The sequence below is a fragment of the Paenibacillus sp. FSL R7-0216 genome, assembly GCF_037969915.1.
GTDB classification, from domain to species: Bacteria; Bacillota; Bacilli; order Paenibacillales; family Paenibacillaceae; genus Fontibacillus; species Fontibacillus rhizolycopersici.
The window spans coordinates 2,687,469-2,704,896 of sequence record NZ_CP150222.1 but is presented as its reverse complement, the minus strand read 5'-3'; the positions used below and the strand labels follow the sequence as shown (position 1 = coordinate 2,704,896).

Below are 17,428 nucleotides of genomic sequence, written 5' to 3'. Positions count from 1 at the left end.
ATTAATAGCATAAATTAACGTTAGTTCATCACGTGAATTGATTGGGCAAAAAAACGTCCGGTGCCGCCATACCCGCAGCAGACCGGACGCTTTTTTATTTTACGCTTTCGATGAAAATAAGGGATGTTGTTATTACAAATCCAGGTTAGCGATCTCCGATTTGAGTTTATTCGCAGAGGCGTGGAATTGGGTCAACTCTTCATTGCTCAGCTTCAAGTCCAGCACTTCGCGAACGCCGGAGCGGTCCACAATACTCGGCACTCCGAGGTAAACGTCGGATACCCCGTTGTAATCGGTCAGCAGCGTCGAAACGTTCAGCACGGACGCTTCGTTCTGCAGGATGGAGACGATGATCCGGTCCAGCGCAAGCGCAATCGCGTACGACGTGGCGCCTTTGGCGTTAATGATCTCGTATGCGGCATTTTTCGTGCTGTTGAAAATCTCCTTACGATCTTCTTCGGAGAATTCCAAACCAATCCCCGCAACGTTGGCCAAGCTCCAAAGCGGAAGCTCCGAGTCCCCGTGTTCGCCGATAATATGCGCATGGATGCTGCGCGGGTTAATCTTCTTATTTTGACCGATCAAATAACGGAAACGTGCGCTGTCAAGCAGGGTCCCGGAACCGATCACGCGATTGGACGGGAATCCGCTCTTCTTCAAGGTGACATAAGATAAAATGTCAACCGGGTTCGTGGCCACAAGAATTATCCCGTGGTCATTATATTTAACGATATTCTGAATAATGTTATCGAAAATGCCGGCATTCCGCTTCAGCAAATCGATTCGGGTCTCCCCAGGACGTTGGGAAGCACCTGCAGCGATCACGATAACGTCGGCATCGGCGCAATCGCTGTAATCACCGGCCCAAAGCTTTACCCCGCCGGTAAAGGGAAGACCGTGATTCATGTCGAGTGCTTCGCCAAGTGCCTTTTCTTTATTGGCATCGATCAGCACCAACTCGGAAATCCGTTCTCTTAAGAGCAGCGTATAAGCGGTTGTTGCGCCAACCGCCCCCGTGCCGATGATAACAACCCGGCTGGAACGCAATTTGTTTTTCATTTTTTTCATCTCCTCGTCGTATTCTCCAAACCTTAGCTTGCGCCAAGGCTTGCATTCTTAACCTGTTGTTTTGCATGTGTTCAGGTCGCTTCGTCGCTTTCAAGGAGAAAGCGCGATATGTAGTTCGCCCAAATTCCATTGTACCTGAAATAAGCTCAAAATTTAAAGTAAAATGTGGAATATTCAGTTTCAATAGAAAAACAACATAATAAATATTATGTTAACTAAATATCATTATCCAAAACATGTTATCACTTTGTAACCAACGATTAACGATTCTGTAAGGACGAAACTCTCGCTTTATATTATTCTAGTAATTAGAAAAAGAGAGAGGAAACCGGTGAACGATATGTCGCCTTACGGAAGACGAAGTGAAAAACATGGAGAGCGCACCGCACGTTCTGGTTCAACACGACCGGTGAAGCTCGTGATGACAGCAGCGATCGTCCTGGCAGCGTCATCTTTGGCACTGACTGCGATGGCGGTCGCCCCGCTGTTACATGAATCGCTCCCGTTTCAGAAGCCTACCCGCGTGGTTATACCGGCGAAATTGGCGGCTGCAGAAGAGGGGGAGCAAGAGCAGAGCATAGCGCCGTCTGGATCGGAGCCTTCTCAGCCTGCTGTAGAACCCGTTGTAACACCGGTAGAAGACAAGCCAACGCCTCCCGTTCAGCCAACGGTCGAGACGAAACCTCCGGCGGTACCCGACAAAAAACCTAAAACCACAGAGAAGCAGAAAGTCATCTATCTGACCTTTGATGACGGACCTAGCAAATACACGGAGCCGCTGCTTGATATTTTGGAGCGTTATCAGATCCACGGTACGTTCTTCATGATCGGAAATCAACTCAGCAGCCATAAAGAGGCCGTTAATCAGACGCTGGAGGCTGGTCATTATATTGGTCTACATAGCATGACGCACAACAAGAAGAAATTGTACGACGGGAATGGATCTGCTCATTTCGTGGAGGAATTTACGAAAGAACAGCAGTTGTTTGAGAAGCTAACCGGAACTACGCCGAATCTGATTCGCGCTCCCTATGGCAGCAAGCCGGAAATCGGTGAGAAATTCCGCGGCGACATCGCCAAAGCCGGGTTTAAAATGTGGGATTGGACGGTTGATTCTAAGGATTGGAAATATCCGGATAGCCCCAGTTCGATCCTCAAAGAAGTGAAGCGTCAAACGCACCGCAACACAGAAGTGATTCTCCTGCATGAGAAAGCGCAAACCGTAAAGGTTTTACCGCAAATTATCGAATACTTGCAAAGCAAGGGCTATGCCTTTGCCGTTTACAAACCTGATCAGCATGTCACGGTCAACTTCGGGAACGATCCGCGTCTATAACGGCGGAAAGCGCCTATGGTATAATGAGAGACGAACTAGATTATGCAGAAAGCGAGGTGGTTCGGGTTGAGCTTGTGGCACAAGTTGACCGGAACCGCCCTGGTGTTGGTCCTGCTTCTGACGGCTTGCACGTCTGAGATGCCTCCGGCTGCCGCTCCTGTTCAAGACGATCCTTCCGAGGAAGGGCAGACAATTACGGTGATCAATCCGGAATCTTCCGAAAACCAGGGAAATCCCGCCGCCACTTCGGCGGAGAACAAAAACAACCGCTACCAAATTCAGACCCGTTTAACCGACTTTCAGTTGCTCAGCGCTACGACGGGGTTAGCCTGGGGGAACACGCGAAACGAGCTTCGGCTCTACATTACGGAAGACAACGGCAAAACGTGGACCAATATTTCTCCCGCCGCATCCGTGCCGTTTTCAACCACGCCCGAGTATGGTAAAGATATCTTTTTTCTTGATCCGGATCATGGTTTTATCGTTCGTAATCCTGCGGGTTCCGGAGATACGATTGTCCTGCGTACGACGGACGGCGGAGTGACCTGGAAGGTCACTTCGTTCCCCGGAACCGGGGAGGTGAAGGCGATGGTATTCGCTGACTCGGCCAATGGATGGATCTTATCCGAAGGGTCCCCTAGGGAGGGAGGCCAAAAGTCACTCTATGCCACTGATGATGGAGCCCAATCCTTTGAAGCTTTGCTCGGGGGAACCGACCCCGTGAGCCTTCTGTCCTCAGATCACCCTGCAGGAACCTTAGGCACGGATCCATCCATGGCTTTTACGAGTCCACTCCGGGGGTTTGTTAGCGAGAAGATGGATGGGCTTCCGACGCTGTACATGACACAAAACGGCGGATTGACTTGGACGCAAAACAAACAGTTCTTCAGCTTGGACAAGTATAAAACCTGCGAGAGCTTTACGATCGGAAATGTATCCTTCTTCTCGGGCAGTACCAAAGAGGGGTGGATTCCCGTTGGCTGCAGCCGTGGAAATTCTACGAAATTCAATGGTTATTTCACCGAAGATGCCGGTGACACATGGAAGTTAGCGCAGTTCAAATTGTCTTGGCAGACTGGATTAAACGAGAAGCTGACCCCAACCTTCTTGACCCGAAACGAAGGCTGGACGATACTCGATTCAACGGTCTATTATACGTCGGATCAAGGGACGAGCTGGGAGCCGCTGCCGGATAATGAGAAACTGATCGAGACGCTAAAAGGTTACCCCGTAATCGTGAAGCTTCAGTTCTTTACCTCCCGCGTGGGATGGCTGCTGGTTGCCAAAGAGGATCAACAACGCTCACTGCTTATGCAAACGAAAGACGGGGGACGGAGCTGGCAGGTGTTGTAGGTTTAACGATAATATCAAGCACGGCACGAGGTGTCGTGCTTTTTTACGCGCAGAAACAAAGAAATATAGTGACGTTCATCATATTGTGAAATTTATCACGTGCGCTCCTTAGACTTTGTGATATATTTAACTTGTAAGAAAGATCAACAACAAAAGGGAAACAAAACGGAGCCAAAGCTCCCCAATACGATAGGAGTGGAACCCTAATGAAAACGATAGCTCAAGAGGAAACAGTAACTCGCAACTACCTTCAGTTTTGCTACAACTGCGACGACGCTCACCTGTGCACGACCGAAGAACAGTGTAAAGCTTGCTGGGCAGAGAAAGGGCTTGACGAGGCGTTCGAAATGGAAGCTGATGGCGCCGAAGAAACCCGTCAACTGTTGTTCGAGTACTATGCATAATTCTGATCCATCCGATTTGGTACCCAATTAACCTCCGGTTCGCAAGTGCGAATCGGGGGTTTTTGGTTTTTCTAGGGATATCTTGGACAAGAGTGGCATATTTTCTGGACACGTTGAATAACAAGTTTTATTTCGCATCGGCATATACTTAGGGGGAAAGGGGAGAACAGCGGGTACGGAGCAACCTCTTGAAGGAGGGAAAACGTGATGCAGTCTTGGACGGAAATGTTTGGCGTAGTGGAAACGGCGTTGCCGATCCTGTTTGTGGTGATCATCGGGATTCTGGCAGCTATGGCAGCTAGAGGGCTTCTTCGCACCATTGGAAACAACCGGCAACCGGTGCTTAGCGTCCAGTCCGTCATCGTCAGCAAGCGGACCGAGGTTAGCCATCGCCATGACACCGACACCTCGGTGAATCGGTCCGACACGAAGTATTATGTGACCTTCGAGGTCGAAAGCGGCGACCGCTTGGAGTTTGCCGTATCCGGGACGGAATACGGGCAATGTGCGGAAGGAGACGAAGGAAAGCTGACGTTTCAGGGCCGCCGTTACCACGGCTTCGAGCGGGTTGGTCGAACCTACCGGACCGAGATGCAAGAATACCGGAAGTCGCATAGCTCCGGGTAAGTCAAGGATCGAAGATCCGTCAAAATGACAAGAAAGGCAGGCAGGGTAAGGTTGAAACCGATCGAACAACAAAAAACAGAAGCGTAACGGATAGTCAGACCTCTTCGTCGACTCTTGCGAATACGCTTCTGTTTTTGTTTGTATAACCTCTTTAATAGGATAAGGCCTTGGTTTGCGCTTGCTCCAGAATCGACTGAGCGACAGCGCGGCCACTGGAGAAGGCACGCTCGGCTAACTCGCCTTTGCCTTCGCAGCCGTCTCCACAGAAGAAGAAAGGTACGCCAGCTAAACGATTCGGCAGCAGCTTGTTGGTGTGAATATTCTTGACGCTGGCGACCATCGCTTTCTTGGACACCCGCTTCACTTCCACAAACTCTCGCCAGTTTGGATAGTACGTATCAAACAACGCTTCCATTTGCTGGGTCTTCTGCTCCAGGTATTGCTTCTTCTGCTCCTCGTCCGTGAAGTCATCGTTCAAGTAAGCAATCCCCTGCAGTAACTGTCCATGCACGGGGGCCACGGTATAGTCGGTGGCAGAGACATCGCTGATGAATATTTTATGATCCATATCGCTGATATAGTGGAATGGACGGGCTACAACTTTGGTAAATCCAACATCGTAAACGAGCACTTCGGTCGAAGTGTTATTCTTGTAGGGATCCAGAGTACTTGCCCAAGGTGTGTCTTCCAGCAGTTTGGTCACTTGTTGGACCGGCATTGCGAAGATCACTTGATCGTATACGAGTTGTTGCCGGGTCTTCGTATTTAACACGAATTTACCGTCTTCCATCGTAATCGATTCGACCGGTTCCTTGACGGCGATGTCCCAAGCGTCGTTGGCGCCAATTTTATCGATCAGTTGATCGGTAATCGTCGCCCAACTGCCAAGAATGTAGCTAACCGGTCGGCCGGAGAGGAATAGGTTGTGATAGTATTCGGCGATAACCTCGCCGGACACTTTGCGCGCTTCCTCCGGGGTAATGAAGAAGTTGGAACATACGAGATGTTCCCACAATTCTTTGACGTCCGCCGAAGCGTGCGAGTGGTCCAAGTAATCGCCGAGAGTCCGATGCTGTTTCAAATGATGGATGTTACCGATCACAGCGGCGATTTCGGCGACGAAGCGGACTTTCTCCCTTGGCGTTAGTACATCCGTTTTCATAATGTTGACGAAATCGAGCGGGGCAGGGGTTAAATGCCCGTGTTTGGCGTACACCACTTTACGCTTATCCACCTGTTTGCTCTGGAATTTCAAATGCAGCTCTTCTTCCATGGAATGGAGCGTATGTCTGTCGATGCCGTATACTGCGTGTGCTCCGTAGTTCAGAGTAAATCCCGATTTTTCATAAGTGAAGGCCCGTCCGCCGAGCTGCGGGCTCCGTTCAAACACTGTTCCGGACGTGTCACTGTCCGACAGGTATGCAGCAGCCGTAAGCCCGGCCAGACCGCCGCCAATAATCGCGATTCTCATGAGGTAACCTCCTAAAAGGTAAAATGAAGCAACCGTTTTATAACGAAACCAGCAAAAACGTATAAATAAACGTTATTCATCTACAGTATATGCTATTCGTGTAAGCGCGTCCATAGAAATAGTCACGAAATGTTCAATATTGTAACCGTATTCACATGCAGGTGGTTAGTCGGGTACTTGACACCGAATTTTTTCTAGTGCTAAGCACCAAGATAGGCGGATGCACATAGGATATATCGTTCAGCAGAGAGGGAGGGGGAGCCAAATTGGCCGTCATTAAAGCAAACTCCGAAGATGTTAGACTGCTGGCGCGCCTGATGCGCGCGGAAGCGGAAGGGGAAGGCGAGCAGGGCATGCTGATGGTCGGCAATGTCGGCGTGAACCGGATCTTGGGCAACTGCCTTGATTTTCAGGATATCCGTGACATGAACCGAATGGTGTTTCAAAATCCTGGCGGCTTCGAAGCTACGGTGAAGGGCTATTTCTACCAAAGGGCTCGCGACCGCGATATTCGATTGGCACAGCGCGTCATCAATGGTGAACGGATTTGGCCAGCATCCAACGCCTTGTGGTTTTTTCGGCCTGCGGGAGATTGCCCGGCTACCTGGTATAATCAGCAGAACACCGGCCGGTTTAAAGCGCACTGTTTCTTTTCTCCATCCGTGGAAGACTGCCCTTCCGTTTATTAACTTCAACCTTTCGTTTGACCAATCATGAGGAGGAATGAATTGCATGTTTACTCAGCAATTTCGGCCGGCAGCTTATCCCGCAGGCCATGGTACTTATCCGACAATGCCTGGATTAGGCGGATATCCGCAGCAAACGGGAGGGGCAATGCCGCCGCAAGTGCCTAGCGGAAGCCCGATGACGCCCGGGGGCACTGTTATGCCCATGCCGATTCAGAACTATGAGCAATCGTACATCGAGAACATTTTCCGTCTGAATTTAGGCAAAATCGGCACATTCTACATGACATACGAGAACAACAGCGAGTGGAACGCGAAGGTTTTCAAAGGCGTGCTGGAAGCCGCCGGTCGCGATCATATCATCATCAGTGATCCGGTTACCGGCGTGCGGACGGTCATGCTGATGGTTAATTTTGACTATGCGACGTTCGACGAGCCGCTCGTCTATCAATATCCCGGCGTAATCGGTTCGCCGCCGCCGACCAGACGATAAAATTCTTAAGCCCCTTCCAAGAGGGGCCTTTTTTTATTTTTCAAGCCTGCCACGCCTGTTCGTCAGGAATACCGCAGCGTTTGACTGTGTAGTGTATAATAATATAATTAAGAAGAATTCATCATACAGGATGCAATTGCATGGCAAAAGGAGATGGATCCCTTGGGAAATTAACGCTGCAGTTCTCATATGAAAAGCAATGGAAGTTCGATGATTTTAATCCACGAAGGAGGTGCACCTATTCGTCGCCAAACCGGCGGGAATAGGAAACGTATTGGGTGACCCTTTACCGAGTCTTTATTCTGTAGGATTCATGGTGTTATTGGTGTTGCTAAACGGTTTTTTCGTATCGGCCGAATTTGCCATCGTGAAAGTGAAGAGCTCCCGGATCGAGGCTTTAGCCGATGAGGGGCGAAGGAATGCAAGGATCGCTAAAGAACAGTTAGGCCGATTAGAGGGGTACTTATCGGCTTGCCAGGTAGGGATTACCCTCAGTTCGCTTGGGCTCGGCTGGCTAGGAGAACCGGTGGTATCCCGCATGCTTGGGCCGCTGTTTGAAATGATGGGTTTGGGTGATAGGCCAGGGTTTATCGTTTCGTTAGCGGTTTCGTTTATTCTTATCGCTATTCTTCATATCGTGTTGGGGGAGCTAGCCCCGAAAACGATCGCCGTCCGCAAGGCTGAGGCCATTACGTTATGGTTCGCCTGGCCGATGCGAATATTTTACCGTCTGATGTACCCGTTCATCTGGCTGTTAAACGGATTGTCCGCCGGTCTCTTGCGATTGTTCGGCATCGCGCCGGTGTCGGAGCAGGACTCGTTGCATACAGAGGAAGAAATTCGAGTGATGATGAAAGAGAGCAGCGAAAGCGGATTGATCGACAGCACGGAAATGTCGTTAGTGGATAACATTTTTGAGTTTGCGGATACCACCGCCCGGGAAATCATGATTCCCCGGACCGAAATGATTTGTTTGTATACTCAGCATTCACTGGAAGAAAACCTGGAAATCGCCCTGGAAGGCACAAGAACCCGTTATCCCGTATGCAATCAGGACAAAGACCATATCATCGGATTTATTCATATTAAGGATTTGATACGCTCTCAAACCCGCAATCTTCGCGATTTGATTCGTCCGATCATGGCTGTGCCGGAATCCATCCCGATCAGCGATTTGATGAAACGGATGCAGCGGGGAAGAACGCAAATCGCCATCTTAATCGACGAATACGGCGGAACCTCCGGTATGGTCACGTTGGAGGACATCGTCGAGGAAATCGTCGGCGAAATTCAGGATGAGTTCGACGAGGAACGTCCTGGCATCGAACAGTCGGATACCCATGAGTATTCGATCGATGGGTTGATGTTGATTGAGTCGATTAATGACCGATTCGGTCTGGAGCTGGATTCCGACGATTATGATACCATAGGCGGCTGGCTGTATTCACGGATCGATATCCTGCCACCGCAGGTGGGGCAAACGGTGGAATACGGCGAATATACGTACGTGGTGGAGGAAACCGACAACAAGCGAATCTCTCGCGTGAAGCTCATACGCCAACAGCTGTTGCCGTTGGAAGAAGCCGGCGCATAAAAGCAAATAGAACCGGATGTCTCTATTAGATCGAGGCATCCGGTTTTTGTTCTTCCCATTCCGTATTCAGCATTTTTCTAATCCCTTCCCGGGTACGAAATAACCGTTGACGGACGAGATTCTCGCATAACCCCATTCGATCGGCAATTTCTTTATAACTAAGGCCTTGCTTCCAGCGATATTCGAGCAGCATGCGGTATTCTGGTTTAATATGATGTAAATACGAACTGATGGCTTCTTCCAGCAGCTTGGTTTCCACGCACCCCTCGACAGAGTCCTCCGGCCATGCCGTGGCAGCGATCTCCTGTAGTGCACAATCTGTGTCAACGGAATTGTCGTGTTTCCGATTTTTACGCAAGTAGGTGATGGCCATATTCCGTGAGACCGTCCTTAACCATGCGCGTAAGCTGATTTCATTATCGAAAGTCGGTTTCTTGAGGACAACCATCAGGAACGCTTCCTGGATAATATCCTCGGTTGCTTGATGATCCTTGACCCTATAATAAACAGTACCGTATACCAAATCGAAATAGGCGTAGTAGACTTCTTCCTGGACATGTTCGGGGAGCTCCAAATAATTAGCGGTAAGTAAGCACTGTAACTGACTGGACATAAAGTTACCTCTCTATCTCGTATCCTTAATCCCATTCTAGCAATCCACTATCCCAATTTTACTCTACATTCACAATAAAAGGAATGTTTTACCATGAATATTACAAAATGCCGATCTATTTCGCCAGGTTTCTACAGATGACGTAACTGTAGTGATCTATTACAATAAAGGAAGTGTGTGTTCTGCAGCTGTGTAAGGCGAGAGGAGAGAATTCGTGAAGCGTTTGTTTTGGATGGGATGTTGGTCTTATCTACTGATCGGATTGGCGCATGTTGTGGTCGGTTCGTTGATGCCTAGTTTGCTGGAGCATTACGGTAGAACCTACGGTGACGGGGGGATGTTGATCTTCGCCCAGTTTTCCGGCTTCCTTGTGGGAGTATTGGTATCCCCCTTGTTGATAGCAAGACTCGGGAAGTTGAATGGTTTGCTTATCGCTACCGGAATGTTGTGTGCGGGGGAGTTCGTTTATACGCTGCTTCCGCCTTGGGAATGGATGTATGCTGTTGGAGCCGTAGCCGGCTTTGGATTTGGGATGATAGAAGCGGTGATCGGAACCATCATTATTGCTTCCTTCACGGAGAGAACTGCCGTGGCGATGAGCAGGTTAGAAGTCTTCTTCGGACTCGGGGCACTCCTGATGCCGCTGGCTGCAGGTGCCTTTATTCGATTGGAGTCTTGGCGGTATACCTTCCTGTTAGTCTCGGTTCTGGCATTCGTCCTCTTGTTCGCCTGGGGAAAAGGCCGCTTCGGTGATTTTAAAGAGACCCTTCAAGCTAGAGGTGTGAAGACGGCAGAGAAGGGGGATTGGCTGAAACCGTACCAGGGAACCCGAGGGCTGCTGCTCGTTGTCTTTATTGTTTTTTTCTTTGTGTACGTCGGCACGGAAATGAGCTTCGTTAATTTCTTGCCGTCTCTATTGATCGAGAAGCTCGGAATCACTAAGCCAACCGCTGCGTTCAGTGTGACTCTTTTCTGGGTGGCCATGACGATCGGTCGTTTATTTGCCGGTGTCATCGCGGAGCGGATTTCCTATAGCCGTTACGTGACCTTGGGCTGCCTGATCAGTTTCATCGTCATTGCTCTGTTTGCTTGGAGCGGAGGGATGGCTTTGCTGTTCACCTTCATCGTTCTGTTTGGTTTATTTATGTCGGGACTTTTCTCCATCGCGCTCGTCTTTGCCAACAAGCTGTTGCCAGGCTCTGAGGAAACGACCCCCAGCTTATTGATCGCTTCAGGCGGCGTGGGGGGCGCATTGTTGCCCCTGTTGGTGGGAGAGACGATGGACATTGGCGGCGCGGACACGACGGCATGGGTATTGGCCGGGTTCCTAGCGTTGCTGGTTCTCTTAAGTGTGGCCGCTGTGATGATCCAGCGCAGCCGGGCCCATGCGTCATCCATGATATCAGCGAATGTCGAATCCTAAATTAGGATTACATCCTAAAAAGCGCCCCTTGGCAGAACGGATCTGCCAGGGGCGCTTTTTGAATTTCTCAGGTTAGAATGCCCAGTTTCCTTTCGCGAAGATCTGTTCCTCTGTACCGTCCGCGGTAACGCCATAAATATCCATCTCGGCGGATCCGACCATAAAGTCTTCGTGCGCCAGGCTGGAATTTAATCCACGCTGCGACAGTTCGTCCTGGGACATCGATTTCCCGCCGTCTAGGTTAAAGGCGTAGGCATTGCCGATCGCCAGGTGGTTGGATGCATTCTCGTCAAATAACGTATTGTAGAACAGAATGCCTGATTGCGAGATCGGGGAGTTGTGCGGTACAAGCGCCACTTCGCCCAGGTAATGCGAGCCTTCGTCCAACTCGACAAGCTGCTTCAGAACGTCGGCGCCAACTTCAGCTTGATAGTCGACGATACGCCCGTTTTCGAAAGTCAACGAGAAGCGGTCAATAATGGTGCCCCGGTAGCTAAGTGGCTTCGTAGCAGCTACTGTACCGTTAACCCCCGTTTTGTGCGGAGCGGTAAAGACTTCCTCTGTCGGCAGATTTGCCAGGAACGTATTTCCCTGCGCGTTGAGGCTTTCGGCTGCAACCCACAGGTGGCCTTCCGGCAACTCGATCGTGAGGTCAGTTCCTGGAGCTTTATAATGCAGCTTCTTATAGCGCTTTGCGTTCAAGTAGTCGGATTTCTGCGTTAAATTGTCGATGTGCTGCTGCCAAGCGGCGATCGGATCCGGCTGGTCCAGGCGAACCGTGCGGAAAATGGCTTCCCACAAGGCCTGAACACGTTGTTCTTCCGGAAGGTTAGGGAACACTTTATCCGCCCATACCTTGGATGGAACCGCAACGATCGACCAGCTGAATTTATCGGACATTTGCATCTCACGGTATTTGCTCATTGCTTTACCGTAAGTTTTCTGATGGTTGGTGAGACGTTCGGTGGAAACGCCTTTCAACAAGTCGGGATCGGATGAAATCACGTGCAGCACAGCCGCACCGTTCTCCACGAATTCCAGCATTTCGCCGGCATACCATTTGGGTTCATCCAGGAAGGAATCCTCCGCAGCCATATCATAGCGAAGACGAGTAACCACATCGTCGCTCCAGTTGACTTTGACGAATCTAGCACCGGCTTCATAAGCTTGCTTGACGATGAGACGGACGAGTTCCGCGCAATCAATGGTCGCGTTGATGATCAGGTTTTGGCCGGGCTGTACGTTCACGCCTATTTTGACGGCCAGTTCTGCATATTTTTCCAGTTTCGTTTGAAAATCGGACATTTACGGTCTCCTCCATACTTTGGAAATAGGTTATTGTCTTATCATACACCATCTCAAAACGAATTTGTAATGCGGGTCGAAGGGGTCAGCCAATAATAATTTTGCCTTCCGGGTACTTCAGCAATTCCTTCTTGGACCTCGAGGTAAATGCATAAGCCAACGTCAACGGTCCGATCCGTCCGAGGAACATGACCGCGCAGAGCAGCACCTTACTGATCTCAGTCAGCTTTGGCGTCACATCGAGGCTCAAACCGGCGGTGGCAAACGCGGAGGTCGTCTCAAAGAGCAGGTTCAGAAACGTAACGTCCTCGAGCGCGGATAATGCCATGGCGACGGAAATGACCAAGAACATCGCCAGCCATGTTTGCGTAATTGCCTTTATGATCGAAGCCTTGGGTAGACGTTGGCGGAAGAAGACAATATCCTGCTTACCGCGCATCATCGCATAGATCGCCCCGAGCAAAATGGCGAACACCGTGACTTTGATCCCGCCGCCGGTCGATCCGGGGGCCGCACCGATGAACATGAGCAGAATCAATAAAAACTGGCTCGATTGCTCCATATCCGCTACCGATACGGTGCTGACTCCGCCGGACCGGGAGCTGACGGAATGAAACAAACTGGCGAAGATGCGGTCCATCCAATTCATTGGACCCAGGGTATGCGGATTATTCGCTTCGATCAACAATAAGATCACTGCGCCGACGACCGTCAGAATGCCGGACATCGTCAGGACAACCTTGGTATGTAGGGACAATCGCCGGTTTTGCTTATAACCAAGCAGGTCGGCAATAACGATGAAGCCGATCCCGCCAAGGAAAATCAAAAGCATGACGACAAGGTTGACGAACGGGTCGCCAGCGTACTCGGCCAACCCGCTAAAAGGCCCGTGAATTCGGCCGAATAAATCGAAGCCGCCGTTATTGAAAATCGAAATGCTGTGAAAGATGCCAAAATACAACGCTTGTCCCAGCGGCATGTCGCGGGCGAACCTGGCGAACAACAGCAGTGCGCCGGCCGCTTCGATCGTTAAGGAATACGCCATGACACGCAGGATCAACGGCATCAAGCCGCCGATCTGATGATGGTTCAGCGATTCCTGCAGTACCAGCCGTTCACGCAGCGAAATCCGGCGGTTGAACGCCAGCGAGATCAAGGTGCCTACCGTCGTAAAACCGAGCCCCCCGATCTGTACTAGCAGCAGGACGACGATCTGTCCGAACACGGTGAAATGCGTGCCGGTATCCACGACAGCCAGTCCGGTTACGCAAGCGGCCGAAGTAGCGGTAAAAAACGCATCAATGAGATCAAGCCGATGGCCCTCCGCCGTTGCGGGAGCAAGCGATAGCAAAAATGCACCCAGCGTGATTACCATCGCAAAGCCGAAGGTTAATATTTTTGCGGGCGAAAGCGCCGTTTTTTTTCGTTTCGGCAAGGGAAGTCACCTCCGTACATGTTCTGCATATTGCTATTGACTTAAAACATGGTACGATATTGCAAGAAGACTGTCCAATATGAATATAAGTAATTGCCGGATAAAGGAGTTGCGATGCATGACCGAGTTGAGTATTGTTCACGCAGAAATGAAGCGAGAGGAGGACGGGTCTTACATAGGCAAAACCGTCTTTGATGTCAGTTCGCACAAAGCAAGCTACGAAATTACGTTTTTTAGCCAAAAGGGGAAGGATTGGGATTACAGCCTTCACTATGCGAACGAGCCCGGAGTGGAAGAACAATTCCTTGCGGTTGATGCGCGGCTCGAGGAGGACGACGATTGGTTTGATATCTTATTGGACGCCGCGCTGGATACACTTCCAGAGGTTTAATCCGTAACTCTTCCGGCGTACCGGGAGAGAGGGAGAGGAGGAACAAACCGTGTGGCAACACCCGTTTTACCGAACATCGCTGGGGATCATTTTGGTACTGACGATCATCTATTTGTTGTCCAAGGTCAGCTTTATCTTTAACCCGCTGGTAACGCTCGTGTCTATTTTGATTGTCCCGCTGACGATTTCCGGATTTCTCTATTACCTGCTTCGACCGATCGTTCAGTTTCTAGAGCGCAAGAAGCTGAACCGGATGCTTTCGATTCTGCTGATTTATCTGATGTTCGCGGGAGTGATCACGATTTTCCTGATCGTTGTTTGGCCGCCGCTGCAGAAGCAGATCATCGAATTCATGAACAACGTACCAAAGTTGATCGACGGTGTGCAATCGCAGATGAACGACTTCCGCGATAACCGTTATCTCTCAATGGTGACGGACGAAACGAGTCCGGAGCTGATGAACAAAGTGACGGATTATCTGAACTCAGCCATGGAAGCCATCTCCGGTTATTTATCGCACGTGGTGACTTTTCTAAATGATTTCGTCATTGTGGTTGGTACGGTGCCCATCCTGCTTTATTACATGTTGAAAGAAGACGAGCGGGTCACGCCGTCACTGGTACGGATGCTTCCGGTTCGATATCGCCGGGACGGGGCAGGCGTCATTCATGAGATTGACAATATGCTGAAGGGGTTTATCGCCGGACGGATGATTAGCGCCGTGCTGCTCGCCTTTATGAGCTTCATTGGGTTTTGGCTGATCGGCTTACCGTACCCGTTACTTCTGGCAGTCGTTGGTGCGCTATTTAACTTCATCCCGTATTTTGGGGCATTGCTCGGAGCGATTCCTTGTGTCATTGTGGCGTTCACCGTCTCCCCATCCATGGTGGTATGGGTCATCCTCATCGTGGTGGTGGCGCAGCAGATCGAAGGCAATTTAATCTCCCCGTACATCTACGGCAAAACGATCAATATCCACCCTTTAACAACGATCGTCTTGTTGCTCGTGGCCAGTGACTTTGGCGGCATCCTGGGCATGATCTTGGCCATTCCTATCTATATGATGCTGAAGATCATCGTACTCAAGGCGCATAAGCTGTATTTTGCCGAGAAAATCGAAGAACTGACCGAATAGGTTTTGCCAATCTTATTTCAACAAGACATCCAAGGTGATCAAAATCATATCTCACGCCCCCGTGATTGGGCGATGATTATTCTAATAGGTAGACATTCATAAGTCAGATTGATGACTTATTGAATTACCTCTAGATAGATAATCATTACGCTCGGGGGATGATAGACATGGCAGTGAATGCCAAAGGCGGGAAGTACTTTTACGCGTGGAGCAAAATTCTTCCCGACGGATCATTTTACCTTCCGGATCAAGCCCTGCATGAGTACCAGATTCGCCCGGATTCCAACATTATACTGATGACAGGTCGGAATACGGCCAAAGGCTTTAGCGTCGTTTGCAAAGAACTGATTGCAAACTCACCGCTTGCCACGATTTTCGCCAGCATTCCTCAGATTCAGCAATTCGCCATCCCGGAAGGGCAGGCCATTACCTTCAAAGAACGCTCGTTCTGCTGGGTTTATTTAAACAGCAAAGGGTATTTTACGCTGCCGCTAACGACGTGGCGAGAATTTGGACTCAAGCCCGGTGATCAACTGCTGAGTTTACGGGCTACCCATCTGGCATTTAACAACTTGTCGGAGGGGCCGTATATCGAGCAAGCCAAACAACTCCGCGATATTCATGTCTACGAATGAAACGAAGCGAACAGAGAACCAGCCAGTCGCCGATCCACAAATCGGCAGCTGGCTGGTTTATTTTTGTTAAGGCCTTAGTAACGATCTCCGCTTACGGAAGTAGGTGGCATCACCTCATCGATCTGGCGTAAATCTTCGGAAGAGAGTTCCACATCCAGCGAACCTATATTTTCCTCCAAATAAGATATCCGTTTCGTTCCAGGAATCGGCAAAGTTAACTTTAACGAATCGGAGGGGAGTATCCAGATGATGAACATTAAAGAAGTGACGCTCATGACAGGAATTACCGTTTCCACACTACGGTACTATGAAACTGAGGGATTGCTTCCCTTTGTTAAACGAGACGATAACGGAAAGCGTCTGTATGATCAGGAAGATTTAGAGTGGGTTCATTTTGTCACCGCGCTTCGATTAACCGGTATGCCCATTGTTCAAATCCAGAAGTATGTACGATTGTTTCACGAAGGTGATGAGACCATTGCGGAGCGTAAGAAAATGATGCTTGAACATAAAGGGGAGATCGAGAAGAAAATAAGCGAACTTTATCGAAACCTTGACAAGATCAATTATAAGTTAGCCCTATACGATGTTCTTGAAGCTCAAATCAACAACACCGATATAAAAATATAAATAAAACCTCCAAGTTTGCTCCCATTCCACTGAATAGGGCAGCATTTCCTGGAGGTTGTTCCCCGTTATCCTTTACTTTAAGCCGTTTGGGACGGTAATAGATACTTCGCGATCAAACTCGTATAGGCTTCCTTCGGGCGCAGACCAATCAGCTTCTCTACAGGCTGGCCCTGATGGAAGAAAATCACGGTCGGCATGGACATCACGCTAAATTGTGCGGCCAAAGCCGGCAGCTCATCGCAATTGACCTTCAGTAGGTTAATGGCGCCGTCATAGCTTTCGTGCAGCTCATCCAATATAGGGGATAACACCTTACATGGTGGGCACCAGGGTGCGTCAAAGTCGACGAGGGTCAGACCCGGCGCTTGTAACGCCTGTACAAACTCATTTTCATGTTCAATCCGTTTCGTTGCCATTCTCATTCATCTCCATTTCGGGATTTTCGCTTAAAATATGGCGGATCCGCTCCTCCAGATTCACCTTGATTGCCTGCAGCAGCTCAATCTGTTCACTGACTTCCTTCAGCTTACTGCGGTAAACGGGCATAATCTGGCGGCAGAACGCCTCTTTGCTGGTCATGACGCAATGCAGGAAGCCAGCGATTTGCTCCGTCGTAAGCCCCAGGCTTAAATAGAACTGAATTGTCTTCACCTGTTCGGCGGAAAAGCTATGGTAATCACGGTATCCGTTAGCTAGCCGTTGCGAGGAGATCAAACCTTGCTCTTCGTAATAACGAAGCGAGCGGATGCTGACGCCGGTTGCCTTGGACAATTCACCGATTCTCATCGCCTACGAATCACCTGCCTTCTTGGATTCATTATAAACCCTA

20 protein-coding genes are annotated in these 17,428 nt (G+C 49.8%); 12 read left to right on the top strand and 8 right to left on the bottom strand.

Features of this window, described 5'->3' with window-relative positions:
• Positions 1–132: 132 nt before the first annotated feature.
• A complete protein-coding gene (locus MKZ15_RS12185) occupies positions 133–1,059 on the bottom strand; it encodes an L-lactate dehydrogenase (protein WP_155605926.1) in 927 nt (308 codons plus the stop codon).
• A 430-nt stretch (positions 1,060–1,489) separates the two neighbouring features.
• Here MKZ15_RS12185 and MKZ15_RS12180 point away from each other — a divergent pair, with 430 nt between their 5' ends.
• The 4 genes from MKZ15_RS12180 to MKZ15_RS12165 all read left to right on the top strand — a co-directional run bounded on the left by MKZ15_RS12180 (position 1,490) and on the right by MKZ15_RS12165 (position 4,788).
• Complete coding sequence (locus MKZ15_RS12180; protein WP_339816354.1) at positions 1,490–2,404, top strand: polysaccharide deacetylase family protein; 915 nt, start codon at positions 1,490–1,492, stop codon at positions 2,402–2,404.
• A gap of 42 nt (positions 2,405–2,446) precedes the next feature.
• Positions 2,447–3,757 carry a hypothetical protein gene (locus MKZ15_RS12175; RefSeq protein WP_339816353.1) on the top strand — a complete coding sequence of 437 codons (1,311 nt, stop codon included), beginning with the start codon at positions 2,447–2,449 and terminating at the stop codon, positions 3,755–3,757.
• 206 nt (positions 3,758–3,963) lie between these two features.
• Complete coding sequence (locus MKZ15_RS12170; protein ID WP_155605928.1) at positions 3,964–4,161, top strand: hypothetical protein; 198 nt, start codon at positions 3,964–3,966, stop codon at positions 4,159–4,161.
• Positions 4,162–4,368: 207 nt separating this feature from the next.
• Positions 4,369–4,788 (top strand): DUF2500 domain-containing protein, encoded by a 420-nt coding sequence (locus tag MKZ15_RS12165; RefSeq protein ID WP_193416214.1) that lies wholly within the window; start codon positions 4,369–4,371, stop codon positions 4,786–4,788.
• Positions 4,789–4,939: 151 nt separating this feature from the next.
• On the opposite strand, the gene MKZ15_RS12160 is transcribed toward MKZ15_RS12165, so the two are convergent.
• Complete coding sequence (locus MKZ15_RS12160) at positions 4,940–6,259, bottom strand: FAD-dependent oxidoreductase (protein ID WP_155605930.1); 1,320 nt, start codon at positions 6,257–6,259, stop codon at positions 4,940–4,942.
• Between the two features lie 266 nt (positions 6,260–6,525).
• Between MKZ15_RS12160 and MKZ15_RS12155 the strand changes: the two genes are divergently transcribed.
• The 3 genes from MKZ15_RS12155 (at position 6,526) to MKZ15_RS12145 (ending at position 9,032) form a co-directional block, all read left to right on the top strand.
• Complete coding sequence (locus MKZ15_RS12155; RefSeq protein WP_155605931.1) at positions 6,526–6,948, top strand: cell wall hydrolase; 423 nt, start codon at positions 6,526–6,528, stop codon at positions 6,946–6,948.
• A 43-nt stretch (positions 6,949–6,991) separates the two neighbouring features.
• On the top strand, positions 6,992–7,438 hold the full coding sequence (gene gerQ, locus MKZ15_RS12150; protein WP_155605932.1) for a spore coat protein GerQ: 447 nt from the start codon (positions 6,992–6,994) through the stop codon (positions 7,436–7,438).
• A 313-nt stretch (positions 7,439–7,751) separates the two neighbouring features.
• A complete protein-coding gene (locus MKZ15_RS12145; protein WP_193416216.1) occupies positions 7,752–9,032 on the top strand; it encodes a hemolysin family protein in 1,281 nt (426 codons plus the stop codon).
• A gap of 25 nt (positions 9,033–9,057) precedes the next feature.
• Here the strand turns inward: MKZ15_RS12145 and MKZ15_RS12140 are convergent, their stop codons facing one another.
• The gene (locus MKZ15_RS12140; protein ID WP_193416217.1) at positions 9,058–9,645 is read right to left on the bottom strand and encodes a sigma-70 family RNA polymerase sigma factor; all 588 of its coding nucleotides are present in this window, start codon (positions 9,643–9,645) and stop codon (positions 9,058–9,060) included.
• Positions 9,646–9,859: 214 nt separating this feature from the next.
• Between MKZ15_RS12140 and MKZ15_RS12135 the strand changes: the two genes are divergently transcribed.
• Complete coding sequence (locus MKZ15_RS12135; protein ID WP_193416218.1) at positions 9,860–11,068, top strand: MFS transporter; 1,209 nt, start codon at positions 9,860–9,862, stop codon at positions 11,066–11,068.
• 72 nt (positions 11,069–11,140) lie between these two features.
• Here the strand turns inward: MKZ15_RS12135 and MKZ15_RS12130 are convergent, their stop codons facing one another.
• Both MKZ15_RS12130 and MKZ15_RS12125 read right to left on the bottom strand, forming a co-directional pair.
• On the bottom strand, positions 11,141–12,373 hold the full coding sequence (locus tag MKZ15_RS12130; protein ID WP_155605935.1) for an aminopeptidase: 1,233 nt from the start codon (positions 12,371–12,373) through the stop codon (positions 11,141–11,143).
• 85 nt (positions 12,374–12,458) lie between these two features.
• A complete protein-coding gene (locus tag MKZ15_RS12125; RefSeq protein ID WP_339816352.1) occupies positions 12,459–13,808 on the bottom strand; it encodes a TrkH family potassium uptake protein in 1,350 nt (449 codons plus the stop codon).
• A 118-nt stretch (positions 13,809–13,926) separates the two neighbouring features.
• Here MKZ15_RS12125 and MKZ15_RS12120 point away from each other — a divergent pair, with 118 nt between their 5' ends.
• The 3 genes from MKZ15_RS12120 (at position 13,927) to MKZ15_RS12110 (ending at position 15,969) form a co-directional block, all read left to right on the top strand.
• Positions 13,927–14,199, top strand: a complete 273-nt coding sequence (locus tag MKZ15_RS12120) for a hypothetical protein (RefSeq protein ID WP_193416220.1) — start codon at positions 13,927–13,929, stop codon at positions 14,197–14,199.
• 49 nt (positions 14,200–14,248) lie between these two features.
• Positions 14,249–15,334, top strand: a complete 1,086-nt coding sequence (locus tag MKZ15_RS12115; RefSeq protein ID WP_339816351.1) for an AI-2E family transporter — start codon at positions 14,249–14,251, stop codon at positions 15,332–15,334.
• A 167-nt stretch (positions 15,335–15,501) separates the two neighbouring features.
• Positions 15,502–15,969 carry a hypothetical protein gene (locus MKZ15_RS12110; RefSeq protein WP_339816350.1) on the top strand — a complete coding sequence of 156 codons (468 nt, stop codon included), beginning with the start codon at positions 15,502–15,504 and terminating at the stop codon, positions 15,967–15,969.
• Between the two features lie 74 nt (positions 15,970–16,043).
• Here the strand turns inward: MKZ15_RS12110 and MKZ15_RS12105 are convergent, their stop codons facing one another.
• Complete coding sequence (locus tag MKZ15_RS12105) at positions 16,044–16,226, bottom strand: aldo/keto reductase (RefSeq protein WP_339816349.1); 183 nt, start codon at positions 16,224–16,226, stop codon at positions 16,044–16,046.
• On the opposite strand from MKZ15_RS12105, the gene MKZ15_RS12100 reads away from it, so the two are divergent.
• Positions 16,216–16,599 (top strand): MerR family transcriptional regulator, encoded by a 384-nt coding sequence (locus tag MKZ15_RS12100; RefSeq protein WP_339816348.1) that lies wholly within the window; start codon positions 16,216–16,218, stop codon positions 16,597–16,599. The genes MKZ15_RS12105 and MKZ15_RS12100 overlap by 11 nt on opposite strands.
• Before the next feature lie 77 nt (positions 16,600–16,676).
• Here the strand turns inward: MKZ15_RS12100 and MKZ15_RS12095 are convergent, their stop codons facing one another.
• Together MKZ15_RS12095 and MKZ15_RS12090 are read right to left on the bottom strand one after the other, a co-directional pair.
• The gene (locus tag MKZ15_RS12095) at positions 16,677–17,015 is read right to left on the bottom strand and encodes a thioredoxin domain-containing protein (protein WP_155605940.1); all 339 of its coding nucleotides are present in this window, start codon (positions 17,013–17,015) and stop codon (positions 16,677–16,679) included.
• Positions 16,996–17,385 (bottom strand): MerR family transcriptional regulator, encoded by a 390-nt coding sequence (locus MKZ15_RS12090; protein WP_155605941.1) that lies wholly within the window; start codon positions 17,383–17,385, stop codon positions 16,996–16,998. The genes MKZ15_RS12095 and MKZ15_RS12090 overlap by 20 nt, the downstream gene beginning before the upstream one ends.
• Between the last annotated feature and the right edge of the window lie 43 nt (positions 17,386–17,428).